Raw genomic sequence first — 23271 nt, 5'->3', positions numbered from 1 at the left:
GTCATTCCTCCGCTGCAAAAAATCATTATTTGCTTTCGTAAAATAAATTGATGCCGAATTTTTTTTTCATCATTAAAAAAACCTGTTCGCGCTTTTTCCAGTAATAAGGCTTCGGCCACAGTTCAGGGCTTTTCCTTATTACTTCGCAGCGGAGAGCATGAAACTCTTTTTCAGCCTTTTCTTCTTTCTTTTTAAAATAAAGAGCTGTTGCATAACCGGCAATGATGCTCATGACAAAAAACAAATGAAAGGATTGCTGCAGAAACAAACTGATCATAGCCGATATGTCCGAATTGCTCTGTTTTAGAATACAAAAGTAAAAGTAGCCCATGAAGGCAAGAACGGTTCCAAAAGTAAAGAGCTGGCAGTATAGACATTTCTTTTTATATTTATCAAATTTTCTTTTTTTATCAACCAATGATTGGAGCATTTTTTTAGTCGGCTCATCTGTGCTTTCATTCAGGCTGCTGAATTCCTTTTCCATCTCTTCACCATCATTCCTCATTTAATAGTACAAGGTATGATGAAAAAAAGAGGATTATTCAGTGATTACCACGATTACTCAAGTCAGCCTTCCATTTAGGCTCTATAAAATCTGGCTGTTGAAGGCATCAGGCGTCCGCTTTCCACGGACAGTGCGTGAGTCTCCCGCTTTCCACTCCAATCAACAAGGCTCAAAGATCCAACATTCTTCTTTAGCATAGCCTTCATTAAAAAAACGCTCCTTTTAAGGGAACGTCTCATTATTATAAATGATTATACATGATCTTTCAGAGGGATTTCCAGCACTTGTCCAGCATATACGCTGTCGGCGGAAAGCTTGTTCCACTTTCTGATGGTTTCTTCGCCGCTTCTGCTGTTGTAATACTTCATTGAAATTCTGTACAGCGTTTCTTTTGGCTGAACAGTATGTTTAACAATTTTAATATTCTCTTTGGCAGGCGAATCTGAAGAAGAATCACCGCTTGCCTTATTTTCCTTTGACTCAGGCTTCTCTTTTTCTTTAGCAGGAGGAGCTTTCTTTTCTTCCTTTTTTTCCTGCTCCTTGCTGCGCTCAGATGCTTTAGGAGCAGCTTTTGGCTGCTCTTTCTGATCAGAATCTCCGTCTGATGCCGGCGTCTTCTTGCCGGCATCAGACGGACTTTCTTTTTTGGGGGCTTCTGCTTTAGGAGCTTGTTCCTTCGGTTCCGCCTTTTCAGACTTGTCTTCATTCCCTGCCGCCAGTTTTTTATCTGTTTCGGCAGGTTTGTCCTGCTGAGGCGTGCTTTCGTTCAGGAATTGTACTTCTCCACTGTCTGTATTAACAGGCTCATGCTTTTGCGTATAAATGGTATAGGTAAATATAAAAACAATTAAAAGGATAAAACATACAGCTAAAAAATTAATCAGCGGATAAGGAGAAGGAGCTTTTTTTTCTTTCTTTTTTTTCTTGCCGTGCAGCTCTCTTCTTGAGGCATGCCTGGCAGAACGGCTTTTTCCCCTTGTTTCCCCTGCATTTGCAGTTTCAAATTGATCTGTCTTCTTAGGCTGGTTCATCATCTGATATTGATCCACCTCTCTTCAAGTACTCTATCCGTATGTGCGCAGCAGATACGAAATCGATGAAAAAATGAGCTGTAATGGCAGCAAGAAGATTGTCTGTCCATTCATAGATGAGGCCAAGGAGCACGCTGGCAATAATAACAGCGGCAAATAAAAGCGGCCTGTCAAGATAACGGATATGTAGCAATGAAAAAATAACGGCAGCAGGCCAGAGACCAAGTCCATGCTGCAATATTCCCCTGAACAGGATCTCCTCTGTAAAGGAAATCAAAAGCGCAAGGAAAACAATATGAGGTATGCTGCAGGAACGAAAAATTCTCTGATTAATCCCACCATCATCATACCAGGATTTTGGGGCGTATTTCATGATCAGCATGTCACAAATCAAGATCGTCCCTGCAAGTGCGCAGCCCCAAATAACTGCTTCGGCACTCCAGGCAAAATGGTCAAACGGTGCCAGCACCGTGCGAAAAAAAAATAACGAAAGCAAAATGGAAACGGCAAGAAGCAGGCCTTGTGTTAGATAAAGCTGCATCACCATCTGTTTATCTGATAAAGAATGAATCATATTTCTCTGTTTTTTTATCAATGAATATCCCTCATCAAAAAGATGTTTCTTAATTCTGTTTCCCAATCAGCAAACTGACCAGATTCAAGAATCTCCTCTTCTCCCTTGTAATAAGGCTGCAGATCCAATCCGCATGCATCACAGCAGCTGGAAGGCTTGTTTTTCTTAATTACTTCACCAAAATATGCCAGTATTCCTTCTCTTCTGCAGGAATTTGCTGAAATCCATCTCATAAATATTGTCAGTTTTCGCTTTTTCTCCTTTTTTCTTGACGCAAATATGTTTGCAATCGCTTCTTGGGGTGACTGGCTATTGTCCAATGAATCATTCTGAAGGTAATGATCAATGAGCCGCATATGAACCTCAGGCAGCAGGATACCATCTTTTAAATAGGCAGCTATATCCTGCTTTTCAGGAAACTCGCTGTCAATAAGATGCTGCGGTATTTCGTAGTCGTTTTGAGTCAGCAGGCTGATTGCTGCAGCAGGGCTTCCATCTCTTCCTGCTCTTCCGATTTCCTGCAGATAAGCTTCCATGCTTTGAGGCATGTGAAAGTGAAGTACAAACCGAATGTCTGCCTTATTGACTCCCATTCCAAAAGCGCTTGTACTGCAAATAATGCTGAGCTGGCCGTTCAAAAACTGATGCTGAACAAGCATTCTCTGCTCAGACTCCATTCCGCCATGATAATAGGCGGTCTTTTCAATGCCTTTTTCCTTTAAATAAGCGGCGAGCTTTTCCGTCCATTGTCTGCCGCCGCAATAAATAATTCCCGGACCTTTTAACCCCTTTGCCAATTCGTAAAGTCTTTCAAGTTTTTCTGACAGGCTTTCCATTTTCTCTATTTTAATCGCAATATTCGGCCGGTCTGCTGAATAAACGTGCATAGCAGGATCCACCATGCCCAGGGAGCCTTTAATATCTTCAAGAACCTCTTTTGTTGCTGTCGCTGTTAACGCTAGGCAGGGAGCATGATTGAGCTGATTCCGGACGTTGCCGAGAAGCGAATAATCCGGCCTGAAGTCATGGCCCCATTGAGAAATACAATGGGCCTCATCTACTGCAAACAATGAAATGCGGGTATTTCTCAAAGCCTGCATAACTGTTTTGGATTTCAAGCTTTCGGGTGATACAAATATGAATTTATATGCTCCGAGGTTTTTCAGTGCATGGAGGCGGTCCTTTTGTTCAAGAAAGCTGTTTATGGCAATAACGTTTTTTTCTCCCCTTGCTTTCAGCTGCTGAATTTGGTCTTCCATAAGAGAAAGCAAAGGAGAAACGATAACAGCAGGCCCTTTCAGCAAGTAGGCAGGAAGCTGATAGCAGACGGATTTCCCTCCCCCTGTCGGCAGCATTGCCAGCACATCTTTTCCAGCTAAAACATCCGCAATAATTTCTTTTTGTCCTTCTTTAAATGTTTCGTAGCCAAACTGTTTTTTCAGCACTGCCTCAGGAGTCATCACCTTTTCTCCACCTCATTTCCGCAAATGCCAGCCTGATCTGAAAATAGGAATATGCATGTTCAAGCTTTTCTTTTACTTTTTTGAGCTGCTTTGTATCAAGCTGGCTGATCACGGCATTGATTTCATCCATTTCCTCACGGTGAAGAAAACGGGAAAAATTAAAGTCAGGATCGTTTAGAGCAATCTCGACCATATGATCTTCTATTGTACTTTCCTTCAGCCTTCTTGCTGCAGCTATTTCTGCAATCGTCTTTCCTTCCGCCATCATGCGGAAGCTTCTTTCCGTAGAAGCAGTAAGCGTTTTGGCTGCAGGCTTCCGCTCATGAAGGAGAGCGAGAAATGGAAGCTCTCCTAAAGACCTTTCCATTATGGCATGCAGGACATTTAGAAAAAGCACTCTGATGTACCATTCATCCTGTTTGTAATGATCGGCCAGCTGCTGAAAAGTGAGCCCTATCCGGTCCTTTGAGGTTAATCGGTATGTAAAGACAGCAGCCGCAAGCGGCGCCTGGCCTGTTAGAAGCCCGGACAGCTCATGGTAAAGTGCATGAGCCATTTCTTGCCTTGAGGAGCCCTGTTTCAGCAAAAATTTTTTCACCCATAGAAGTTCTTCATCATTGTATAGTAAAGGAAGGAAGCGTGTGCTGCCTCCGATAAGGTTGGAAATCGTCTGAACAAGCAGGGAAAGCTTCATCCAATACTGCCTGGAATGAGCAGAGTATTTCCAGCCGTTTAATTGTGATGGAAGCGGATGCTCCTGCCATTCTTTTTCCAGAAAGGATAGACCCGCGTCTGAAACATGGAGATTTGCTGTTAAAAAGCCTTGAGCGGAGAGCCTTTCTTTTGAAGCTTCGATCTGATCCTTTTTTATATTCGGAAACAAACCGAACAGTGCTCCAATCTTGAACAGCTGTAAATCCTGGATGGTTTGCGAGGACCGTTTTCCTTTGAGAAGATGGTAAACGGCTGCAGCTGAACGTTCTCCCTGAAATTGCTTCATGCTATATAAAACAAGGACATCCAAATAGCTCAATTTCATTCCACCGCCATTTTCTGACAAGGTTTTAAAGTCTTTTTCCAGCTGCTTTCGCCAGACTGGCACACGGTATTTTTTTTAACTTCCCGCAGGAGAAGCACCAGCAAGCCTTTACTATTGTATCAGAGATTTTGTCAAATGGAGGAGCTAATTGCGTCATTTTCTTTCCTCATTTTATGTTTCACTAACATGGCAAAGAAAAAGCTGCGGCATAATAAGCAGGGCATCGACTTAAAGGCAGGATTCAGGTCCGCCATGTTTTTATTGAAAAGTTAATGTAACACCTATACAATGTATATATGTTTTAAGTTTTTCCATCCTGCAAAGACTTGCAGGTGACATTATATGTTCTATTAGAACCATCAGGAGGTTATGTACATGGCAAAGTATACGATTGTTGATAAAGATACTTGCATCGCATGCGGGGCTTGCGGAGCTGCGGCACCTGACATTTATGATTATGATGACGAAGGCATTGCATTCGTTACACTTGATGACAATCAGGGAATTGTGGAAGTGCCCGAAATTTTGGAAGAAGATATGATGGATGCATTTGAAGGCTGCCCGACTGATTCCATTAAAGTCGCAGACGAGTCTTTTGATGGAGACGCAACAAAATTTGAATAAGCAAAAAAACTTCGGCGGCCAAACTGGCACCGAAGTTTTTTTGCTTTATAAAAAGAGCCCTTCTGAAAAGGGCTCTTCTAAGTCTATCTATGCTTAAGCGGCATTCCGCAGTGCTCTCTGCTTAGAAAGCCATGTTTTTAACCTTCCATACAGCATGAGGAATACGGCGGCAACTAAAATGCCTTTTACGATATTAAATGGGATAATCCCGGCTGTTATCGTACGGGCAAGCTCTGCTGCCGGCATAGCCGGAAAATTCATGAACAGCGTATACGCAGGGAAAATCACATAATAATTTAAAATGCTCATGATCACTGTCATAGACAACGTACCAAGGGCAAGTCCTGCTGCCACGCCTTTAGCTGTCGCTATTTTTTTATAAATGAATGCGATAGGCAGAATATACAGCACTCCTGAGATAAAATTGGCAAGCTCTCCAACAGGAACGCCTGTAGCGCTGCTCTTAATCAGGTAATGCAGAATATTTTTGAGCCCTTCCACAATGATTCCAGCTGCAGGTCCGAAGACAACAGCGGCAATAATAGCCGGCACATCGCTGAAATCAATGTTAAGAAATACAAAACCCGGATAAGGAATCTCCAGCATCATGAGCAGAAATGATACACTGCTTAATGCTGCTAACACAACCATTTTGTTAACCTTGCTGACTTTCAAAAAAATCTCTCCTTTTCATGATCGCTCCCGAAAAGAAAGAAAGGGTTTTTGCCTGAACGAAATAACCCTCTGTCCTAGAGAACAGAGGGAAAAGCGGCAGGCAAAATAAGCGGATGAAACAGCTGTTTCAAAACGCCAAAACCACCATCTTCTCCCATCCAGACTGTACTGTCGGCTCTGGAATCTCACCAGATCCTGCCCAAAACAAAAGGCTCGCGGGCTTAAAGCAATAAAGCTTATCACCGCCGGTCGGGAATTTCACCCTGCCCCGAAGATTGATCAATATAATATTCAAAAGTTATTATATGATAAACCTTCTCATTTGTATAGAGAAAAGTCTTGGAAATACATCGGAATACTGCTGAATAAGCCGTTTTAAGTAAACGCTTTCACACTTTAGCGCATTGACATAAATAAAGGAATGTGATAAATTATCAAAAAATTTCAAATTTATAGTTAGGGGTTGTTAGAGTGTTTCGGATACTTGTCTCAGATCCAATAAGCAAGGATGGCCTTCTGCCTTTGATGCAGTCAGACCAGCTCGAAATCGTCCAAAAAAACGTCAAGGATGCTGAGGATGAATTGGATCAGTTCGATGCCCTTCTTGTGAGAAGCGCAACAAAGGTCACTCAATCGCTGATGGAAAAAATGCCGAAACTGAAAATAATTGCAAGAGCAGGTGTTGGTGTTGATAATATAGATATCGATCAGGCTACCCGGCATGGAATTATTGTCATCAATGCCCCTGAAGGCAATACCATTTCTACTGCAGAGCATACATTTGCCATGATTATGTCTCTTATGCGCCATATACCTCAAGCAAATGCCAGTGTGAAAGACAATGAATGGAAAAGGTCTTCCTTCCTTGGAACAGAGCTGTACGGCAAGGTGCTCGGCATCGCAGGACTCGGAAGGATCGGCAGCGAGATCGCCAAGCGTGCAAGGGCTTTTGGAATGAAAGTCGTTGTATTTGATCCTTTTTTAACAGAAGAAAGAGCTTCAAAAATCGGGGTGGAAAGCTATTCCTTTCACCAGCTCCTTGAAGAAGCAGATATTATTACAGTACATACTCCCTTAACGAAAGAAACGAGAGGGCTTCTAAATCACGAAACGATCGGGAAGACAAAAAAAGGCGTTTATCTTGTAAACTGTGCCAGAGGCGGCATTATAGATGAAGAAGCCCTAATCTATTACTTGGAAAACGGGCATGTCAGCGGAGCAGCACTGGATGTATTTATTGAGGAACCGCCGGCAGGCAACAGACTGCTGGACTTCCCGCAGGTGATTACTACCCCGCATCTTGGAGCCTCCACTAAGGAAGCTCAGCTTAATGTTGCCTCACAGGTAGCAAAAGAAGTCCTGACATTCTGTGAAGGCGGACAGGTAACCTCTTCCGTCAATCTGCCTTCGCTTTCAGAAGATGATTATAAAATTATGAAGCCGTATGATCTCCTGGCAAGAAAAATGGGCGGTGTTCTAAGCCAGTGCATGCGGGAACCAGTCAACAGCATATCAGTGCAATATGAAGGAACTGTGGCAGATCTGGAAACCTCATTTATTACAAAAAGCGTCATTGCTTCATTTTTAAGAAGCCGGGTTGATGTTACTGTTAATGCGGTTAATGCAGGAATGATTGCCAGAGAACGGGGCATCAGCTTTTCTGAGAAAAAATCAGCCAATGAATCAGGATACGCCAATTGTGTCACTGTCCGGGTTGAAGGCGACAGATCTACTTTTGAAATTAAAGGGGCCTATATTCCTGAATACGGGGTTCGCATTATCAATCTAAATGGATTCTCGATTGATTTTTATCCTGAAGGACACCTTCTGTATGTGCAGCATACAGATGTGCCTGGAGTGATTGGGAGGGTCGGGCAAATTCTCGGCGACCATGCTGTCAACATTGCTACAATGCAGGTTGGCCGAAAAGAGCGAGGGGGCGAGGCAATCATGATGCTGAGCTTTGATAAGCCGCTTGAAAATGACGTTCTTGATGCATTCAGGGAAGTCGGAGAAATTGTCTCTGTTCTTCCGCTTGAACTGTAAAAAGGCAAAGAAAGCCCCCGTTCCTTACCTGGAACGGGGGTTTTCTTTTACCCGATCGGCACTTCCCTTCGCTCTCCTTTAGAGAACGTCATAATTGTTTTATAGCCGGTTTTTCTCGCCAGCTTCACCGCCTGATCAAAATCCGCCCCTACATCATTCGGCTGGTGCGCATCTGAAGAAAGCACAATCGGCACTCCCTTCTGAAAGCAGGCTTCTAGCAGCCTTGGATCTGGATAAAGCTTTCCAACAGGCTTTCGCAATCCTGCAGTAGAAATTTCCACACACGTTTTTGACTGAGAAAGAGCATTTGCTGCCCGCTCATATTGCTCCAGCAGAAATTCTTCATCTTCAGGTATGTAATTAAATATTTTCACAAGATCCAAATGTCCGACGATATCAAACAGGTTGGACTCTGCAAGCGTGACAATCTGATCGTAATAATTACGGTATGTAAGATAAAGATCGCGCCTATCCCACTCTTGTATAAATTCCTTTAAATCTATGCCGAAATCCCCTACCCAGTGAACAGAGCCGATCACATAATCAAAGTCGTACTGTTCGATAAAGGTCTTCATTTCTTCATGCTTGCCAGGTGTATAATCCATTTCAATCGACATCTTTACATCAATGTCCTTTTTCCATGCCTCTTGAAACAGGGAAACATAATCCTTCATATCATAAAATCTGCGTTCATCTACCCATGGATTGCTTAAAATGTTTTTTGTTTGATAAAAATGATAGGCATGTTCAGAGATGCCAAAATGCTGAATGCCTTTTTCAGCTGCCACATTCGTAAATTTCTTCAAGTAATCCAATGTCAGGGTTCCCCGCTCTAAATGATTATGATAGTCTGTCAGCAAATTTCTCACCTCATTTTTCTTTCTACCATATCATGCACGGCTAAAGAATTGAACAATTTTTCCGAAATAATCGGACAAATCACAATTAAACAAATACTATTATTCTACTAAAATAAATTGTATATTTATTCTGGTTGATGTATGATTAGTCATGTTCTTTATATAGATAGATTGGAAGGTTTTTATCATGAAGCGAAATAAAAAAATTGGTGTTTTAGGGCTTTCCTTGATCAGCATCAATGCTATTCTTGGTTTAAAAAATATTCCCTTTGCTGCAACAATCGGACCGTCAGCTGTTTCTTTCTGGATTCTGGCTGCTCTCCTTTACTTTATACCGATCAGCTTGATCGTCGCTGAGCTTTCCACCGCATTTCCTGAACAAGGAGGCATCAGCGCATGGGTGGAACGGGCATTTGGAAAAAAAGCCGCCTTTTTATGCGGATGGTTTTTCTGGGTGGCCAATTTTACTTACTACCCTTCGCTGCTGATCGGAATCACGGTAAATGTCTCATATGCCATTAATGCTCCGCAGATTATCAGCAATACATGGTTTACAACGATCGTTTCTCTTGTGATCTTTTGGTCACTGACCATCCTTACCTTAAGAGGAACACAAGTAAGCGGAAAAATGTCCGCAATCGGCGCACCTATCGGAGTACTGGTCCCAGCCATTTTAATTTTCGGCTTTGGGCTTGCCAGTCTAATAACAGGACATCCATCTGCCACTCCTTTTACTGCTGAAACGATTGCACCGCGAAATCTCTCAATGGATTCTGTTATGTTCCTCTCGACATTGATGTTTGCATTCTCAGGCATCGAAATGATCGGTACCATTGCGAAGGATGTTCACAACCCGCAAAGGACTTTTCCAAAGACGATTCTGATTGCGTCAATTGCGATCGGCATTATCTATATCCTTGCAACAGCAGCCTTTCAGTTTGTCATCAAAATTACGCCTGATGATACAGCAACAGCGCTTTATCAATTTGCTGATGTCATCGGCCAGCAATTTCATCTGCCGTTCAATCTCGCACAGATTCTTGGCATCTGCTTTGTGATCGCGATACTCGGTTCTTTGACATTTCTCATTTTGAACCCGAGTATTATGATGGCTGAAAGCGGAAAGGGCATTTTACCTGAAAAACTCATAAAAGCCAATAAAAATGATATGCCAGCTAACCTTATCCTATGGCAGGCAGCCGGCGTCTCCGTCATCCTGATCAGCTCAGGATTTATACCAAGCGTCTCACAGGCTCTGAATATGCTTGTGCTAATGGCGACACTTGCCTTCTTTATTCCATATGTCTTTCTGCTGCTTGCATACATTAAGCTCCGCAAATCAGAAAAGACAGCCATTAGGCCATTCAAGATTAAAAAAGACTTTTGGGCTTATCTAACAGCAGCAGTCGGCCTTTTCTCTGTTATCGGAACAATAGTCTTAACGCTTATCCCTGCATCAGGCACAACCCTTGCAGAATATACGCCCATGATAATCGGTCCTGCTGTTTTTGCTCTTCTCGGCCTCTGGTTTTACAGCAGAGGGAAAAAGAAGCAAGAAAGCAGCTTGAAGAAAGCTGGATAAGAAAAGGTGTCTCTTTTTATAAGAGACACCTTTTTTCGTGCTGAGCCAATATCCCTTTTGAAAATAGAGAGCAGATCTCTGCCAGTTTATATGCAGAAAAAGCCAAAGAGGCATTCACACAAGCAGTCCCCGCCATCAATCCTTCCAATTGACAGGGTTCGGAGAATAAGGAACCTCCACAGGCTTTGTTACATCCATTCTGCCGATTTTCTCGGCTTTCAGGTTTTTAAACAGCACAGATTCATAGCCGAATTCTTTAGCTGTCAGAAGGAGGCCTTCCAGCATCAGAATGTATTTATCTGTTCTTTCCACGTTTTCGTGTTTGGAAAAAGAAATAATTAACTTCTTACCGGCAGTTTGAAGTTCTTTAATTGGCAGGTCTTTAGCAAGCAATGATTCCTGGGAATGATTTTCAGCCTTTTTCATTCCTGCAATGGCATCTTCCACTGTTGCGAAGGATTCCCTTGAAGGAGTAAAGAGTTTTTCTTTTCCAGGCTGAGGCTGGAAGAGGAAATAGCCTTTTTTCATTTCCGGGCTGATGTGCAGAATATCCAGGCTGCCGTATTGGCCAAAATTGATGCCCTTATGGCCGTCTGTTTCCAGCTGGGCCTTTTTGTAGCCAGACCATCTGAAGGTTTCTTCCAGAAGATCTTTCAGGAAGCTTTCTGCCTCGCTTTCAATGCTGAGGGCTTTACCGGCATTTACTGTTACGGTATCACTGCTGGTTTCTTTAAAGTTGAGTTTTGTCAGCTCTGTAGGAGCGAATCCCAACGCTTCGGCATTTACCTGGCGAAGAAGCGGAGTAATTTGTTCGGCTTTTGGCTGCTTGCTGCCGCCTTCAAGGGTGATAGGGATAATATTTTCGACGTTTTGATCCTGAAGAGCTACTACAACTGCCTTATCCTGCTGATCCCTTGGAACAACAAATGTTTTTTCTGAGCTTTTAGCATTATCTTCAGACACTGGAGCTTTTGAAGAAGATTTTTGCGCGCTGCTGTCAGAGCTGCTTTCCTGCTGATCCTTATCAGCCACCATGCTCTTATCACTGCTGCTCTCACTGATGTTCTTTTCAGGAAGTGCCTTTTTTTCCAAATGAGGAGGACTTCCGGCAAGCTTGCTGCTTCCCTGCTGCCCGCTGAATTGAGCCAGAAATGAAGGGGACAGAATCAGCAGCAGCATAACAGCGCAAACAGCGGCAATAATCGGTCCAATTCTGGTTTTTCTTTCTTTTCTCCGGCGCCTGAGCTCAATGTTCTGCCATATCTCTGCTTTGCTGCGTTTATCTTCAGCCTTAGGCAGGTTTTCAAGCAGCGTTTGTATGTATTCTTCATTAAACTCTGATTTTCTCATTCTGGCTCCCCTCCTTTTCCATCAGGTTTTCCATTAGCTTTTTTAATGTTTTGATTCCTCTATGCTGTGTTGTTTTTACTTTGCTTTCTGTCCAGCCGAGGGAATCGGCTGTTTCTGCAATAGACAAACCTTGTATGTATCTCAAGATAATCACCGTCTGCTGGTCAATGGAGCATTTATCCAACGACCGGTACATCCGCTGCACTTCTTCATTTTGAAGAGCAATTTCCTCAGGCAGCGGGCTTTGATCCTGAACCTGCTGATTATCCCAATCAAATTTATCCAATATCCGCTGTTTGACTGTTTTTTGCTTGCGGAACCAATCGATGGCCACATGTCTAGCAATAGAAAAAAGCCAGGTTTTTTCACTGCTCCGCCCTTCAAAACGGTCATAGGATTTCAATACTCTTATGTAAACCTCTTGTACGAGATCTTCTGCCTGTTCCCGATTTTTCACCATATAAAATAAAAATTGAAAAATATCCTGATGATATTTCTCATAGATTTTTTGAAAGGTGTCTTCCATGAGAAACCCCCGTTCATTTACTAAGTCGGTGTTCAGCTGTAAAAAGTTACAACACCACTATATTATGCAAACGAAAAAAAAGGAAGGCAATTCCTTCCTTTTTCATATTTCCGCGTTATTCTTTTTCTTTTCTTTCCCTGAAAACAATGGCGCTGCGCTCGTATTCCACATCTTTTACATTTTCACGATAATTGACCGCTCTGGCCGCAGCAAAAAAGTAATCTGACAGTCTGTTGACGTACTGCAGTACAGCCTCGCTCACAGGCTCCTGACGGTGAAGTGAAACGATTCGGCGCTCCGCTCTTCTGGCTATTGTTCTTGCCATATGGAGATGAGCGGATGCTTTTGTTCCGCCTGGCAGGATAAAGCGTTCAAGCGGCGGAGCTTCTGCAGTATAGGCATCTATTCTCGGCTCCAGATCCTCAGCCATTTTCACCGTCATTTTGTTTTGGCGTTTTTCTTCGCTGATAACTGATGCGAGGTCGCTGCCGCAGTCAAACAATTCATGCTGTATGCGCTCCAGCTCGCTCTGGATATCACGGTATTTTTCTTCATGGAGAAAGGTCATGGCCACTCCAACTGCTGCATTCAGCTCATCGATTGTCCCGTAGGCTTCAACTCTTGCATCATCCTTGTCGACTCTTCCACCTACAAGGCTTGTTTTCCCCTTGTCACCTGTTTTCGTATAAAGCTTCATCCCTTTTTCCCTCCCAATTTATCGCTCTTTGTGTTCCGGAAGAAAGAACGTAAAGGTTGTCCCTTCGTTCACCCGGCTGCGGACTGCAATGGTCCCCTGGTGAGCTTCTACAATATTTTTGGCAATGGCCAGTCCAAGCCCTGTTCCGGCGCGTCCCCGGGTTCTCGCTTTATCTGCTTTGTAAAACCGTTCAAAGATAAATGGCAGATCTTCTTCACTGATGCCTGATCCTGAATCGCTTACATCGAACCGCAATCCTCCAGAGATGGTTTCTACCTTTACCGTAACCTCTCCGCCTTCTTCAGTATGGCGGATCGCATTGTCTACAAGGTTTGTCAGAACCTGCTCAATTTTATCCGGGTCAAGAGAGAAGGGGCTGTCCTCTGACATGATTTCTGCATGCAGTTTGATGGATTTATCTTTTGCAGGACCTTGAAACTTCCGTTTGATTTTCTCCACAAACTCATAGATGTCCAGTTCCTCGTAATGAAGAGTAATATGGCCGGCTTCCATTCGGGCAAGATCCAATAAGTCATTCACAAGCCTGCCCATTCTGAGAGATTCGTCATGAATGATCTTTGCAATTTCCTTTTGATCTTCTTCGCTCCCGGCAATATCGTCGACAATCGCTTCGCTGTAGCCCTGAAGCATCGCTATCGGTGTGCGGAGTTCATGGCTGACATTGGCGATAAAATCCTTCCTGAGCTTGTCAAGACGCCTCTCCTCTGTCATATCGCGCAGGACTGCCACAGCGCCTCTTACATAATCCTGATCATATAAAGGCGTCATTAGCAATACCCATGTTCTTCCCTGCAACGTAATCTCAGCCACTTGCTCTTTTTCTGAATGAACGACCCGCTGAAAGAGATTTTTAGCTTCGGGCGGAATATCCTCGCTGTTTTCAAGCCTCGAATGCTGCTCATAATACCACGCCTGCAAAAACCGTTCTGCAGGAGGATTTGTTACAAGAATGCTTCCATCAATATTCAGCGTAATGACCCCATCAGCCATGCTGCTTAAAATGCTCGATAAATGTTCCTTTTCCTGGCTCAGTGCATTAATGTGATATTTCAGCTGCTTTCCCATCTGGTTAAAGGCAATTCCAAGCTCGCCGATTTCATCGTTTGTGAGGATGGGAACCTTTGTGTCAAATTTACCCCGTGCCAGTTCAAAAGCCGCTTCTCTCATCTTTCTCAGCGGATTGGTAATCCTTGTTGACAGGAAAAAGGCAAAGACGGTTGTCAGAACCATCCCGAGAAGAGCTGCAAGGAGCGTATATTTTGTCGTGCTCTTTGTCGCCTCCTGGACAGCGTTCAAGGATCTTGCAACATACACGGCGCCGTATTCATTTTCTGAAATCTTGTATGGAACGCCTGTAACGAGAACTTCTTCCGTGCCATTAGCGCTTTTAGAATCTATTCTTTTAATGGTTTTCTTTCTTGACTGTATGACGCCTGCCAGTTCGCGGTCCTTTTGAATTTCTCTCAGCGACACCTTTGGCTGTTCATTTGATTCATTGGCTGATGCGAACACGTGCTTCTTGCTATCTTCCACAATGATGCTTGTGGAGTCATCCGCCAATTCTGAGGCGATGGATTTTGCAAGCTCTGTATCTTCATAATGATGGGAGAGAATGAGCGAAACCTTGCTTCCCAGCTGGTCCAGCTCCTTTTCCGCCAGACTTACATGATAATTTTCAATAAACTCAAACCATAAGACCGTTAATATCAGCAGAACAACGGTTACAAGGGCCAGTATGGTTGCCCAAAGCTTGCCAACGACACTTTTCCATGGCTTCATTCATTTCCAACCTCGAATTTGTAGCCTACTCCCCATACTGTTACAATCATTTTGGCAGCGTCAGGAGATACTTTATTCAGCTTTTCCCTGAGCCTCTTTACATGTGTATCAACTGTTCTGAGATCTCCAAAGAATTCATACTGCCAGACTTCTTTCAGCAGCTTTTCTCTGTCGTACACTTTGTCAGGCGTTCTGGCCAAAAAATAGAGCAGTTCATATTCTTTCGGCGTAAGGCTGACTTCCTTTTGATCAGCTGTTACCCTGTGCGCATCATGATCAATTGACAGGTGCGGAAACACGATGACGTTTTTGGCGGTTGTTTCGGTTTTTAAGAAAGAGGTTTGAGAGCTTCTTCTTAATAATGCTTTTACCCTCAAAATCACTTCTCTCGGGCTAAATGGCTTTACGATGTAATCATCTGTCCCAGCCTCAAAACCGTGTACACGGTTTGTCTCTTCCCCTTTTGCTGTGAGCATGATAACAGGGGTCGCTTTTTTCTCTCTCAGCTGTCTGCAGACTTCAACCCCGTCGATCCCAGGCATCATTAAGTCAAGCAGGATGACGGCATAATCATTTTCAAGCGCCTTTTCCAGAGCCTGATTTCCGTCTTCTGCCTCTTCAATCAGAAAGCCTTCCCTTTCCAGATACATTTTCAAAAGACGGCGGATTCTTGCTTCATCATCCACAACAAGCACTTTTGTATTTTGATACTCTTCCATAAGCAGCCTCCTATTGATGCAAACTGTCTTTCAAACTCAGGTGATAAAACTCATTGCATTTCAGCAGCTTTTTCTGCTGCCATTTAAACAGATAAAACCTTCACAGTAAAAAGTGAAGGCTTTTAACAAGCTTGTGTGCCCTTTTTCCTGTTACGCGTAGGAGTGAAGACCGGCAATCACCAAATTAACAAATATCAAATTGAACATGATGATGGCAAAGCCGATAACAGCGAGCCAGGCTGATTTCTCGCCATGCCATCCTCTTGAAAGCCGCAAATGCAGATAGGCGGCGTAAAAGAGCCATGTAACGAGAGCCCATACCTCTTTTGGATCCCAGCCCCAAAATCTTGTCCATGCGGCCTGCGCCCAAATCATCGCGAAAATTAATGCCCCGAGGGTGAAAACAGGAAAACCGATTGTAACAGACCGATAGCCGATTTCATCCGTAAGATCCAAATTCAGCTTTTTGGTCAGCGGCTGCAGGGTCCTGGATAAACTCTTCCTCAATATTACTCTTGCCAAACCATATAAAACTAAACCGGCAAAAATTGACCAAACAACTGTGTTGAGCTTCCTGCCTGAAAAAATCGGAGGTACATTAAATAAAGGATGCAATTTGCCTTCTGTCAGCAGCTCTCCTTTATTCGGCCCGATCAGCGCCGGAAGATCATAAACCATCTGTGCTTCAGCGCCTTTTTTATCAATCCATTTAAACTCAGCTTCATATCCTGCAGCTCTGAAAACTGTTGTAATGATAATAAAGCCTATTGTTGCAACCATAACAAACATAACAAATTCAAGCCAAAACGTCTTTTTGGATGGCTTGGCGTGATCGGCTGTTTTGATTAAATACAGCACTCCTGCAATGAAACTGATGGCCAAAATGGCTTGCCCAAGCGCGGCTGTTGTCACATGTATGTAGAGCCACTGGCTTTTAAGAGCAGGGATCAACGGTGTAATGTCACGAGGAAACATGCTGGCGTACGCGATTAACAGCAGCGCTACAGGCAGTGTAAAAAGCCCGAGTATGGCTGTTTTGTAGATGAAATACAAAATGATAAATGCCAGCACAAGCATCATGCCGAAAAACGTTGTAAATTCAAATAGATTGCTGACCGGAGCATGGCCGGAAGCCATCCATCTTGTAACGAAATAGGCAGCTTGTGAGGCAAAGCCTGCCAGTGTGACAGCGATCGCTGTCTGAGACCATTTGCGGAATGTCCTGTCCTTTTTATCCCGGCGGCTGTCCCGAATGGAGCCTCCAAAAATGAATGTTGCGGCAAGGTAAAGAATAAATGCGGCGTATAAGAAATTGCTGCTGATCTCAGCCATCAGGCTTCCTCCCCTGAAACTTTTGCTATCTCTCTCTGATCAATCGGCTCTTTTACGGATGTACCTTCTGTTATTCTGTTAATCTCAGATTTTAAGCCGTACCAGTTTTTATTTGTGTGCGCGGCAATCCATACTGATCCGCCTTTCCGTTTTATCCAGATGCGGCGGTGATTCCAGTACATTCCCTGGCAAACACCTATCATGAAAATGGCACCGCCGAGTGCCAGCAGCCAAAGTGTTAAGTCTTTTTTAACAGAAAGGCCCGTGACATTTTTGGTTTCCACCCCGGCAAATTTCAATTTATATTTTGTGGCGCCGAGCGGCTCCATCGTTGACTGAATGCCGACAAGGCTTGTTTCACCTTTTGGCCTGTCAGGAGCAAACATTTTAAAAACAAACACTGGGTTATTCGGTATGCGCGACTTGGATGCCGGCTGCCCTTCGCTGTCAAAATAAAAGTCAGGAAGATAATCGGCTATCTCCACCTTGTAACCGCTGCCAAGATTGTACTTTTTAGCAGGATCGTTTAAATCGATTGCCAGCTGCCCGAATGATTTGCCAGTCTTTTTATCTGTGAGGCTGAATTTCATTTTATTCAATTCATTCATGCGGAAATCGACCTGATATAGGGAAAACTGGCTGAACTCGAGCGGTTCATTCACCCGTATCTGCTTATCTTCCACTTTCGAAAGCTTTGGGGGCTGACCGGGAATCTGATTCCCTTTTCGTTCATAAAGGGTTACATCAGCCTGGTAGTTTTTTGCTACAGTGCCGTCGCCTTCCCTGTCAATCGCCTGAGCAAAAACAGCATTTTCCTTATCTTTCTCGTAAACTTCCACTTTGAAGCTATTGTTTTTCAAAAAGTATTTTCCGTCTGTTCCGGGAATAACAGCTGTTTCTCCTTCACGAAGCCAAAGCATTTTATCTATGTACATTCCAGGAACAACTCTGAGCATGCTCCCAATCAGAAAAATGATCAGGCCTATATGATTGACATATGGCCCCCACCTGGAAAAACGGCCTTTTTCAGCTAAAATACTGCCATTTTCTTCTCTGATTTTGTATCGGCGCTTTTTCAGGTTCTCTTTAATTTCATCAAGCGTTCCTTTATCAGCTGCTTCTGAAATGCCGTAAAGGCGCTGTCTCGCTAAAAAAGAATCATTTTTTGTGACTCCCTGCTTTTTCAATGACCGGTACAGCGGAATGACTCTGTCAAGGCTGCAGATTACAAGCGAGATCCCTATGGATGCGAGCAGGAGGCAAAACCACCAGGATCCGAATGTGTTTTGAAGGCCAAGATCGTAATAAAATTGTCCAAGAATCCCATATTGATCTTTATAGAATTGTTCCGGATCGGCATTCGGAGGGATATACATCTGCTGAGGAAAAATCGTGCCGACCGCTGAGGCAACAAGCGTAATGAAGATGAGCCATATACCGACTTTAACGGATGAAAAGAAATTCCAAATTTTGTCCACAACGGTTTTGTTGTAGGTCATGGACCGTCTTGCACTGCCGTCATACCGCATATCCAGCAGCAATGATGCCTCTGCTTCAGCAGAATGGCCGATTGGCTTGCCGCAGGCTTCGCACAGCACAGTACCTGGCGGATTAATGTGTCCGCATTCGCATTTTACTTCTTCCATGGTGATAAACTCCCTGTTCAAGGTTTAATTTGTTCCATGAATTGCGCAGTCATTCTTTCCGTCAGCTGCCCTGAATAAACTTTGACCACTTTGCCTGTTTTATCGATCAAAAAGCTTGTCGGCAGCGGATTGACCCCGTATGCATCAAGCACCTGCCGATCTTTATCAATCATGACTGGAAAAGATAACTGATACTGGTCAATAAAATTCTGTACTGTAATATTGGATTCTGAAATATTTACTGACAGCACTTCAACCCCCTGGCTGCGGTAATGCTCATACTGCCTGTCCAGATAAGGCATCTCCCGTTTGCACGGCTCGCACCATGTTCCCCAAAAATTCAGGAAAACGCCCTTGCCTTTATAATCTGAAAGCTGATGGGTTTTGCCATTCATATCTGTCAGCATAAAATCAGGTGCCTTTGATCCCTTGCCTACAAGCTCCTTGCTTGCGATAAAATTGGTGTAGAACGTATAAAAAATGGCTCCGCCAAGCACAAGCAGGATCACACTTCTGATCAGCAATCTTCTCTTTTTCATGAGGCTTCTCCCCCACCCCGTCTGCATTTAACATTATTATATCACCGTATTTTTCTAAAAGCGGCGGCAGATTTTGAAGTTTATGTGAATTGTCAGAAATTTATATGCCGTTTTCAGCGAGCGATCGGAGCTGCTTCACTTCATGCGGTGTTAATTCCCTTCCATCGCCTGCATTCAGTCCCTTTAAATCCAAAAAGGCAAAACGCTCCCTTTTCAGCTTGATGACTTCGTGGCCGATTGCTTCAAACATGCGGCGCACCTGCCTGTTTCTGCCTTCATGAATCGTAATTTCGATGATGCTGGTGCCTTTTTTCCGGTCCGAAGATGTTAATTTAACATGCGCTGGGGCTGTTTTGCCGTCTTCCAGCTGCACGCCTCTTTCCAGCTTTTTCAAAAGTTCCTTTGATGGGATTCCTTTTACTTTTGCTACATAGGATTTATTTATATGATACTTTGGATGAGTCAGTAGATTTGAGAACTCTCCATCATTCGTCAGAAGAATAAGTCCTGTTGTTTCATAATCAAGCCTTCCCACAGGATAGATTCTCTCTTCACTGAGCGGGAAGAAATCTGTAACAGTTTTTCTGCCTTTATCATCAGAAGCGGCAGAAATGACGCCTCTTGGCTTATAAAGCAAATAATAAACAGGCTTCTCTTTTTCAATTTGAACACCTGATACTTCAACACGGTCGTTTTCAGACACCTTTATTCCCAGCTCTTTAACAATTTCGCCATTCACTTTTACTTTTCCTTCTAAAATCAATTCTTCTGCTTTTCTTCTTGATGCGATGCCTGCATGGGCAATCACCTTTTGCAATCGTTCCATTGATATTCACCTCTTGTAACATCTTACTTGTTTCAGATTTAATAAACAAGCACTCTTTGGCCCTGAGCTTGCGGGAGATCGCTGCTGATTTGCCTGCAAAATAAAAAACGCCGCAATGGCGTTAGCTTTGGGGGTGAAAAGGGAGGCAGAAAGGGTGTTAGGATGACATAATAATGTTATATTTTGAACTTTTGGCTAAATGGCCGTACATTTCTTCTTTTTTGGATAAAGAGTTGGGCAAATCTTCAATTTGAAGCTTCAAAACAGGACTAAAAAGCATTCTGCGTCCTATATTTTTCCAGTTTGACAATCTTACTGTCCAGTTTGCCTCTCCAACTGGCGGTAATCCTCTCTTTACTGTCCGTTTTATGCACTCTACTGTCCAAACTCCTATATTTACTGTCCAAACTCATAAAAAGCAATTATACGTCCTTAAAAACGAATTTTGCCACCAAACAGCCAACCCTGGCAGCCAATAGCTGCTCGTTAAAACAGCAGCGAAACCACTACGATGGATGCAATGATGCCGATCAAGTCTGCCAATAAACCCACCTTCAGCGCATCTCCCATTTTTTTAATACCGACAGCTCCAAAGTAGACGGTGAGGATATACAGGGTTGTATCCGTGCTTCCCTGCATAACAGAGGCAAGTCTCCCTATAAAGGAATCAGGTCCATGGACCGCAATAAGATCTGTCGTCATTCCAAGCGCCGCCGTACCCGAGATTGGGCGGATAAACGCTAAGGGGACGATCTCAGCTGGTATGCCAAGGGCGGAAAGCATGGGCTTTAATACGTTCATCAAGTATTCCAGAGCGCCGGAGGCCCTGAATATCGTAATGGCGACGAGCATGCCGACAAGGAAAGGGATGATGGAAAAGGAGAGTTCAATTCCTTCCTTTCCTCCTTCTACAAATGCTTCATAGGTCGGAACTTTTTTCAGCGTGCCGTAAATCAGGACAAATACGATAATCAGGGGAATCATCCAAACAGATATCAGGCTGATGACGGCCATGCTTATCCCCCTCTCTTCTTCCTTCTTCTATAGAAATACCTGTCGATAAACAAGGCGCCGATGCCTGAAATGATGGTGGCAATAAGGGTTGGTGCGACTATTTCTGTCGGGGAAGCGGAGTGATAGGTCATCCTTACAGCTATCACTGTTGTAGGAATTAAGGTGATGCTTGATGTATTGACGGCAAGGAACGTGATCATTGACCTGCTGGCAGAATTTTTGCCCCCATTAAGGTTTTTTAATTCTTCCATCGCTTTTATGCCGAGCGGTGTGGCAGCATTGCCAAGGCCAAATACATTGGCAATGGTATTTGACATAATGTACCCCATTGCCGGGTGGTCTGCAGGCACTTCAGGGAATAGTTTGCTTGCCACAGGCTTGCACATTCTGCTCAGCTTTTCCAATAACCCTGCCTTTTCAGCAATCTTCATTAGTCCAAGCCAGAAGACAAGGACACTGATCAAGCCAAATGAAAGAGTGACAGCATCTTTCCCGCCTTTGAAAACAGCCTCATTCACTTGATCAATAGTGCCGTTGAAAAGAGCAAATACGATGCCGATCACCGTCAGCGCCACCCAGATAATATTAACCATAGGAAGCTCCGGTCAGGGCAAAAAAGAGCTGCTTAAAGGATTGCCAGAAAGAGACCGCCGGCTTTTCCGTTTTTCCGTTATCATAATAAATAGGCACTTTTTGAATCAGCTTCTCATCAAGGGTTACTTCATAAGAACCAACGACAGAAGGAACATTGCTTGGCTTTTCCCATGATTGATCAGGCTTTTGCAGATTGATCTGGACCCGCAGATTGTTTTTTTCTTCGTCTGACAGCGGGTAAACAACGTCTCGGGTGATGAAGACACGGTCTTTATAAAACACATCTCCTGCCTCATTTAACATCCCTTTGCTTTTTATTTTGTAGAGGTCATATTTGCTGAAGGCAGTCTCATACATGCTGATATGATCATTCCAATCATCAGGGGCATTGATCGTGACAGCTATAAAATCCCGTCCTTCTTTTGAAGCAGTCGTGACAAGGGTTCTTTTGGCAAGCTTTGTGTATCCTGTTTTTCCGCCTGTGCAATATTCATAGAGGGAAGTCAGAAGCTTATTTTTGTTTTTCCATACTCTGTCCCATTTTTCGTCTGGATTCGGCGCCCGATGAACCTTTGTTCCGGATATTTCTTTAAAGGCAGGATCCTGCATTGCATATCTCATCAGCAAAGCCATATCATATGCGGTGGAATAGTGGCTCCCTGAGTCATCAAGGCCGTGGGGATTGGTGAAATTTGTATTGGTCATCCCGATTTGGGCTGCTTTTTGATTCATCAAATAGGCAAAGCCTTCCTTGCTGCCGCCAATGTATTCGGCAATGGCCATCGCTGCATCATTTCCCGATCTCAGCATTAACCCGTAAACAAGGTCTTTCAGTTTCGCTTTTTCTCCGGCTTTTAAGTAAAGCGAGGATCCTTCAGTACCTGCAGCACTGCTGCTGACTGTTACCGTGTTTTCAAGCTTCCCGGATTCCACCGCTAATACTGCTGTCATAATTTTCGTAATGCTGGCGATTCGGCGCTTTGTATTTTCGTCTTTTGAAAAGAGAATTCTCCCCGTTTTCTGATCCATCAGAATGGCGCTTTGAGCACTGACTCCAAGCGCCTGTTTCGGGTATATAGGCAAAGCAGAAATGACAATCAGCAACACAGCTATAAAGATGGAGCTCTTTTTCATCAGTATCATTCGTCTGCACGTCCCTTGCTCTTTTGTACGGTCTGATTGCGTCATCAGAACAGCATTTGTACAAGTTTATGCAGGGCTTTTCCATATATGTGCTTTAAGGGCATGAAAAAAGAGCAGCCTGGTTAAGACTGCTCTTCATTGCCATTTATCTTGATTGCATCATTTTTGTGCGATAATCGGTTTCATAATATTCCAGCTCTTCCCTCATGTTTTGAAAATCGCTTTCAAGGTTCTTTACAAGCTGTTTGATGGAATGGGGAACATCTTGTCTGAATTTAATGGAATTTTTTCCTGTATAAGCGGAACGGCTGTCCTCATACCAGACATCCTGCTTTGGCTGGAAAAATTCTTCAATGCACTGGTGATAGATCCGGTAAAGCACTTTTTCTGCTGCGCCTTTGCGGAACGGGTCATTGTATATAATGACCTGGCATGCTTCCAAACCCTCCTCGCAAAAGACGGTAAGCCTGCGAAAGTTCCCAAGCAGTTCCTTGTAAAAAACATCCTCTCCCTGAAGCTCTTCCATCAGATTTGTGATGGTTGCTTCATTCAGGAAATCTGTCAGCTGGCCGACTGCTTTCTTCAAAAAATCTGCTGTTTGTTCCGTTTGTGCTTTTACCATGCTATTGCCCATTGGACTGTAATCCCTCCGTATTCTTCTGCACCGCCTGTTCAAGGCAAAGTGT

At 43.6% G+C, this 23271-nt stretch carries 23 protein-coding genes and 1 riboswitch; of the genes, 3 read left to right on the top strand and 20 right to left on the bottom strand.

From position 1 onward, the window contains the following. Nucleotides 1-25 precede the first annotated feature (25 nt). From LRR81_RS03765 to LRR81_RS03745, 5 genes are all read right to left on the bottom strand, one after another. A complete protein-coding gene (locus LRR81_RS03765) occupies nt 26-484 on the bottom strand; it encodes a DUF2663 family protein (protein ID WP_231787946.1) in 459 nt (152 codons plus the stop codon). 272 nt (nt 485-756) lie between these two features. Then, nucleotides 757-1539 (bottom strand): LysM peptidoglycan-binding domain-containing protein, encoded by a 783-nt coding sequence (locus LRR81_RS03760; RefSeq protein WP_231787945.1) that lies wholly within the window; start codon nt 1537-1539, stop codon nt 757-759. Then, nucleotides 1523-2131, bottom strand: coding sequence for a CPBP family intramembrane glutamic endopeptidase (locus LRR81_RS03755; protein ID WP_231787944.1), 609 nt, complete (start codon nt 2129-2131; stop codon nt 1523-1525). Before LRR81_RS03755 ends, LRR81_RS03760 begins: the two co-directional genes overlap by 17 nt. After that, nucleotides 2128-3570, bottom strand: coding sequence for a RecQ family ATP-dependent DNA helicase (locus tag LRR81_RS03750; protein WP_231788610.1), 1443 nt, complete (start codon nt 3568-3570; stop codon nt 2128-2130). The genes LRR81_RS03755 and LRR81_RS03750 overlap by 4 nt, the downstream gene beginning before the upstream one ends. After that, nucleotides 3560-4606: a helix-turn-helix domain-containing protein gene (locus LRR81_RS03745; RefSeq protein ID WP_231787943.1), complete on the bottom strand. Its 1047-nt coding sequence runs from the start codon at nt 4604-4606 to the stop codon at nt 3560-3562. The genes LRR81_RS03750 and LRR81_RS03745 overlap by 11 nt, the downstream gene beginning before the upstream one ends. 381 nt (nt 4607-4987) lie before the next feature. On the opposite strand from LRR81_RS03745, the gene LRR81_RS03740 reads away from it, so the two are divergent. Next, complete coding sequence (locus tag LRR81_RS03740; RefSeq protein WP_231787942.1) at nt 4988-5236, top strand: ferredoxin; 249 nt, start codon at nt 4988-4990, stop codon at nt 5234-5236. Nucleotides 5237-5329: 93 nt separating this feature from the next. Here LRR81_RS03740 and LRR81_RS03735 read toward each other — a convergent pair whose 3' ends face one another. Beyond that, nucleotides 5330-5887: an ECF transporter S component gene (locus LRR81_RS03735; protein ID WP_231788609.1), complete on the bottom strand. Its 558-nt coding sequence runs from the start codon at nt 5885-5887 to the stop codon at nt 5330-5332. Between the two features lie 166 nt (nt 5888-6053). Beyond that, nucleotides 6054-6191: riboswitch (FMN riboswitch) on the bottom strand. Nucleotides 6192-6382: 191 nt separating this feature from the next. Here LRR81_RS03735 and serA point away from each other — a divergent pair. Next, on the top strand, nt 6383-7957 hold the full coding sequence (gene serA / locus LRR81_RS03730; protein ID WP_231787941.1) for a phosphoglycerate dehydrogenase: 1575 nt from the start codon (nt 6383-6385) through the stop codon (nt 7955-7957). A gap of 47 nt (nt 7958-8004) precedes the next feature. On the opposite strand, the gene LRR81_RS03725 is transcribed toward serA, so the two are convergent. Further along, nucleotides 8005-8817: a histidinol-phosphatase gene (locus tag LRR81_RS03725; RefSeq protein ID WP_231787940.1), complete on the bottom strand. Its 813-nt coding sequence runs from the start codon at nt 8815-8817 to the stop codon at nt 8005-8007. Between the two features lie 187 nt (nt 8818-9004). Here LRR81_RS03725 and LRR81_RS03720 point away from each other — a divergent pair, with 187 nt between their 5' ends. Beyond that, complete coding sequence (locus LRR81_RS03720) at nt 9005-10399, top strand: APC family permease (protein ID WP_231787939.1); 1395 nt, start codon at nt 9005-9007, stop codon at nt 10397-10399. Nucleotides 10400-10534: 135 nt separating this feature from the next. Here LRR81_RS03720 and LRR81_RS03715 read toward each other — a convergent pair whose 3' ends face one another. The 13 genes from LRR81_RS03715 to LRR81_RS03655 all read right to left on the bottom strand — a co-directional run bounded on the left by LRR81_RS03715 (nt 10535) and on the right by LRR81_RS03655 (nt 23219). Further along, nucleotides 10535-11749 carry a hypothetical protein gene (locus tag LRR81_RS03715; RefSeq protein WP_231787938.1) on the bottom strand — a complete coding sequence of 405 codons (1215 nt, stop codon included), beginning with the start codon at nt 11747-11749 and terminating at the stop codon, nt 10535-10537. Next, on the bottom strand, nt 11730-12275 hold the full coding sequence (gene sigX / locus LRR81_RS03710; RefSeq protein WP_231787937.1) for an RNA polymerase sigma factor SigX: 546 nt from the start codon (nt 12273-12275) through the stop codon (nt 11730-11732). Before sigX ends, LRR81_RS03715 begins: the two co-directional genes overlap by 20 nt. 115 nt (nt 12276-12390) lie before the next feature. Further along, entirely contained in the window at nt 12391-12972 is a 582-nt protein-coding gene (locus LRR81_RS03705; RefSeq protein WP_231787936.1) for a cob(I)yrinic acid a,c-diamide adenosyltransferase, read from the bottom strand. An 18-nt stretch (nt 12973-12990) separates the two neighbouring features. After that, on the bottom strand, nt 12991-14772 hold the full coding sequence (locus LRR81_RS03700; protein WP_231787935.1) for an ATP-binding protein: 1782 nt from the start codon (nt 14770-14772) through the stop codon (nt 12991-12993). After that, entirely contained in the window at nt 14769-15491 is a 723-nt protein-coding gene (locus LRR81_RS03695; RefSeq protein ID WP_231787934.1) for a response regulator transcription factor, read from the bottom strand. Before LRR81_RS03695 ends, LRR81_RS03700 begins: the two co-directional genes overlap by 4 nt. Nucleotides 15492-15641: 150 nt before the next feature. Beyond that, nucleotides 15642-16823 carry a c-type cytochrome biogenesis protein CcsB gene (ccsB, locus tag LRR81_RS03690; RefSeq protein ID WP_231787933.1) on the bottom strand — a complete coding sequence of 394 codons (1182 nt, stop codon included), beginning with the start codon at nt 16821-16823 and terminating at the stop codon, nt 15642-15644. Continuing rightward, nucleotides 16823-18469, bottom strand: coding sequence for a cytochrome c biogenesis protein ResB (gene resB, locus LRR81_RS03685; RefSeq protein WP_231787932.1), 1647 nt, complete (start codon nt 18467-18469; stop codon nt 16823-16825). Before resB ends, ccsB begins: the two co-directional genes overlap by 1 nt. A 17-nt stretch (nt 18470-18486) precedes the next feature. Beyond that, the gene (gene resA / locus LRR81_RS03680) at nt 18487-19008 is read right to left on the bottom strand and encodes a thiol-disulfide oxidoreductase ResA (RefSeq protein ID WP_231787931.1); all 522 of its coding nucleotides are present in this window, start codon (nt 19006-19008) and stop codon (nt 18487-18489) included. A gap of 100 nt (nt 19009-19108) precedes the next feature. Beyond that, nucleotides 19109-19834 carry a 23S rRNA pseudouridine(2605) synthase RluB gene (rluB, locus tag LRR81_RS03675; RefSeq protein ID WP_231787930.1) on the bottom strand — a complete coding sequence of 242 codons (726 nt, stop codon included), beginning with the start codon at nt 19832-19834 and terminating at the stop codon, nt 19109-19111. A 486-nt stretch (nt 19835-20320) separates the two neighbouring features. Then, nucleotides 20321-20848, bottom strand: coding sequence for a spore maturation protein (locus tag LRR81_RS03670; RefSeq protein WP_231787929.1), 528 nt, complete (start codon nt 20846-20848; stop codon nt 20321-20323). Between the two features lie 2 nt (nt 20849-20850). Then, complete coding sequence (locus tag LRR81_RS03665) at nt 20851-21441, bottom strand: nucleoside recognition domain-containing protein (protein ID WP_231787928.1); 591 nt, start codon at nt 21439-21441, stop codon at nt 20851-20853. Next, the gene (locus LRR81_RS03660) at nt 21434-22585 is read right to left on the bottom strand and encodes a D-alanyl-D-alanine carboxypeptidase family protein (RefSeq protein WP_231787927.1); all 1152 of its coding nucleotides are present in this window, start codon (nt 22583-22585) and stop codon (nt 21434-21436) included. Before LRR81_RS03660 ends, LRR81_RS03665 begins: the two co-directional genes overlap by 8 nt. Before the next feature lie 145 nt (nt 22586-22730). Continuing rightward, nucleotides 22731-23219 carry a YpuI family protein gene (locus LRR81_RS03655; RefSeq protein WP_231787926.1) on the bottom strand — a complete coding sequence of 163 codons (489 nt, stop codon included), beginning with the start codon at nt 23217-23219 and terminating at the stop codon, nt 22731-22733. Nucleotides 23220-23271 lie beyond the last annotated feature (52 nt).

This window comes from Metabacillus kandeliae (genome assembly GCF_021166585.1).
GTDB lineage: Bacteria > Bacillota > Bacilli > Bacillales > Bacillaceae > Metabacillus_B > Metabacillus_B kandeliae.
The sequence above is the reverse complement of the archived record's forward strand: the minus strand, read 5'-3'. Positions and strand labels throughout refer to the sequence as shown.

What these genes read in the sequence shown, in the direction of transcription:
- LRR81_RS03765 (WP_231787946.1), bottom strand. Translation starts at nt 484, where the DNA reads ATGGAAAAGGAATTCAGCAGCCTGAATGAAAGCACAGATGAGCCGACT.
- LRR81_RS03760 (WP_231787945.1), bottom strand. Translation starts at nt 1,539, where the DNA reads ATGATGAACCAGCCTAAGAAGACAGATCAATTTGAAACTGCAAATGCA.
- LRR81_RS03750 (WP_231788610.1), bottom strand. Translation starts at nt 3,570, where the DNA reads ATGACTCCTGAGGCAGTGCTGAAAAAACAGTTTGGCTACGAAACATTT.
- LRR81_RS03740 (WP_231787942.1), top strand. Translation starts at nt 4,988, where the DNA reads ATGGCAAAGTATACGATTGTTGATAAAGATACTTGCATCGCATGCGGG.
- LRR81_RS03735 (WP_231788609.1), bottom strand. Translation starts at nt 5,887, where the DNA reads ATGGTTGTGTTAGCAGCATTAAGCAGTGTATCATTTCTGCTCATGATG.
- LRR81_RS03720 (WP_231787939.1), top strand. Translation starts at nt 9,005, where the DNA reads ATGAAGCGAAATAAAAAAATTGGTGTTTTAGGGCTTTCCTTGATCAGC.
- LRR81_RS03715 (WP_231787938.1), bottom strand. Translation starts at nt 11,749, where the DNA reads ATGAGAAAATCAGAGTTTAATGAAGAATACATACAAACGCTGCTTGAA.
- sigX (WP_231787937.1), bottom strand. Translation starts at nt 12,275, where the DNA reads ATGGAAGACACCTTTCAAAAAATCTATGAGAAATATCATCAGGATATT.
- LRR81_RS03705 (WP_231787936.1), bottom strand. Translation starts at nt 12,972, where the DNA reads ATGAAGCTTTATACGAAAACAGGTGACAAGGGGAAAACAAGCCTTGTA.
- LRR81_RS03700 (WP_231787935.1), bottom strand. Translation starts at nt 14,772, where the DNA reads ATGAAGCCATGGAAAAGTGTCGTTGGCAAGCTTTGGGCAACCATACTG.
- LRR81_RS03695 (WP_231787934.1), bottom strand. Translation starts at nt 15,491, where the DNA reads ATGGAAGAGTATCAAAATACAAAAGTGCTTGTTGTGGATGATGAAGCA.
- ccsB (WP_231787933.1), bottom strand. Translation starts at nt 16,823, where the DNA reads ATGGCTGAGATCAGCAGCAATTTCTTATACGCCGCATTTATTCTTTAC.
- resB (WP_231787932.1), bottom strand. Translation starts at nt 18,469, where the DNA reads ATGGAAGAAGTAAAATGCGAATGCGGACACATTAATCCGCCAGGTACT.
- resA (WP_231787931.1), bottom strand. Translation starts at nt 19,008, where the DNA reads ATGAAAAAGAGAAGATTGCTGATCAGAAGTGTGATCCTGCTTGTGCTT.
- rluB (WP_231787930.1), bottom strand. Translation starts at nt 19,834, where the DNA reads ATGGAACGATTGCAAAAGGTGATTGCCCATGCAGGCATCGCATCAAGA.
- LRR81_RS03670 (WP_231787929.1), bottom strand. Translation starts at nt 20,848, where the DNA reads ATGGCCGTCATCAGCCTGATATCTGTTTGGATGATTCCCCTGATTATC.
- LRR81_RS03665 (WP_231787928.1), bottom strand. Translation starts at nt 21,441, where the DNA reads ATGGTTAATATTATCTGGGTGGCGCTGACGGTGATCGGCATCGTATTT.
- LRR81_RS03660 (WP_231787927.1), bottom strand. Translation starts at nt 22,585, where the DNA reads ATGATACTGATGAAAAAGAGCTCCATCTTTATAGCTGTGTTGCTGATT.
- LRR81_RS03655 (WP_231787926.1), bottom strand. Translation starts at nt 23,219, where the DNA reads ATGGGCAATAGCATGGTAAAAGCACAAACGGAACAAACAGCAGATTTT.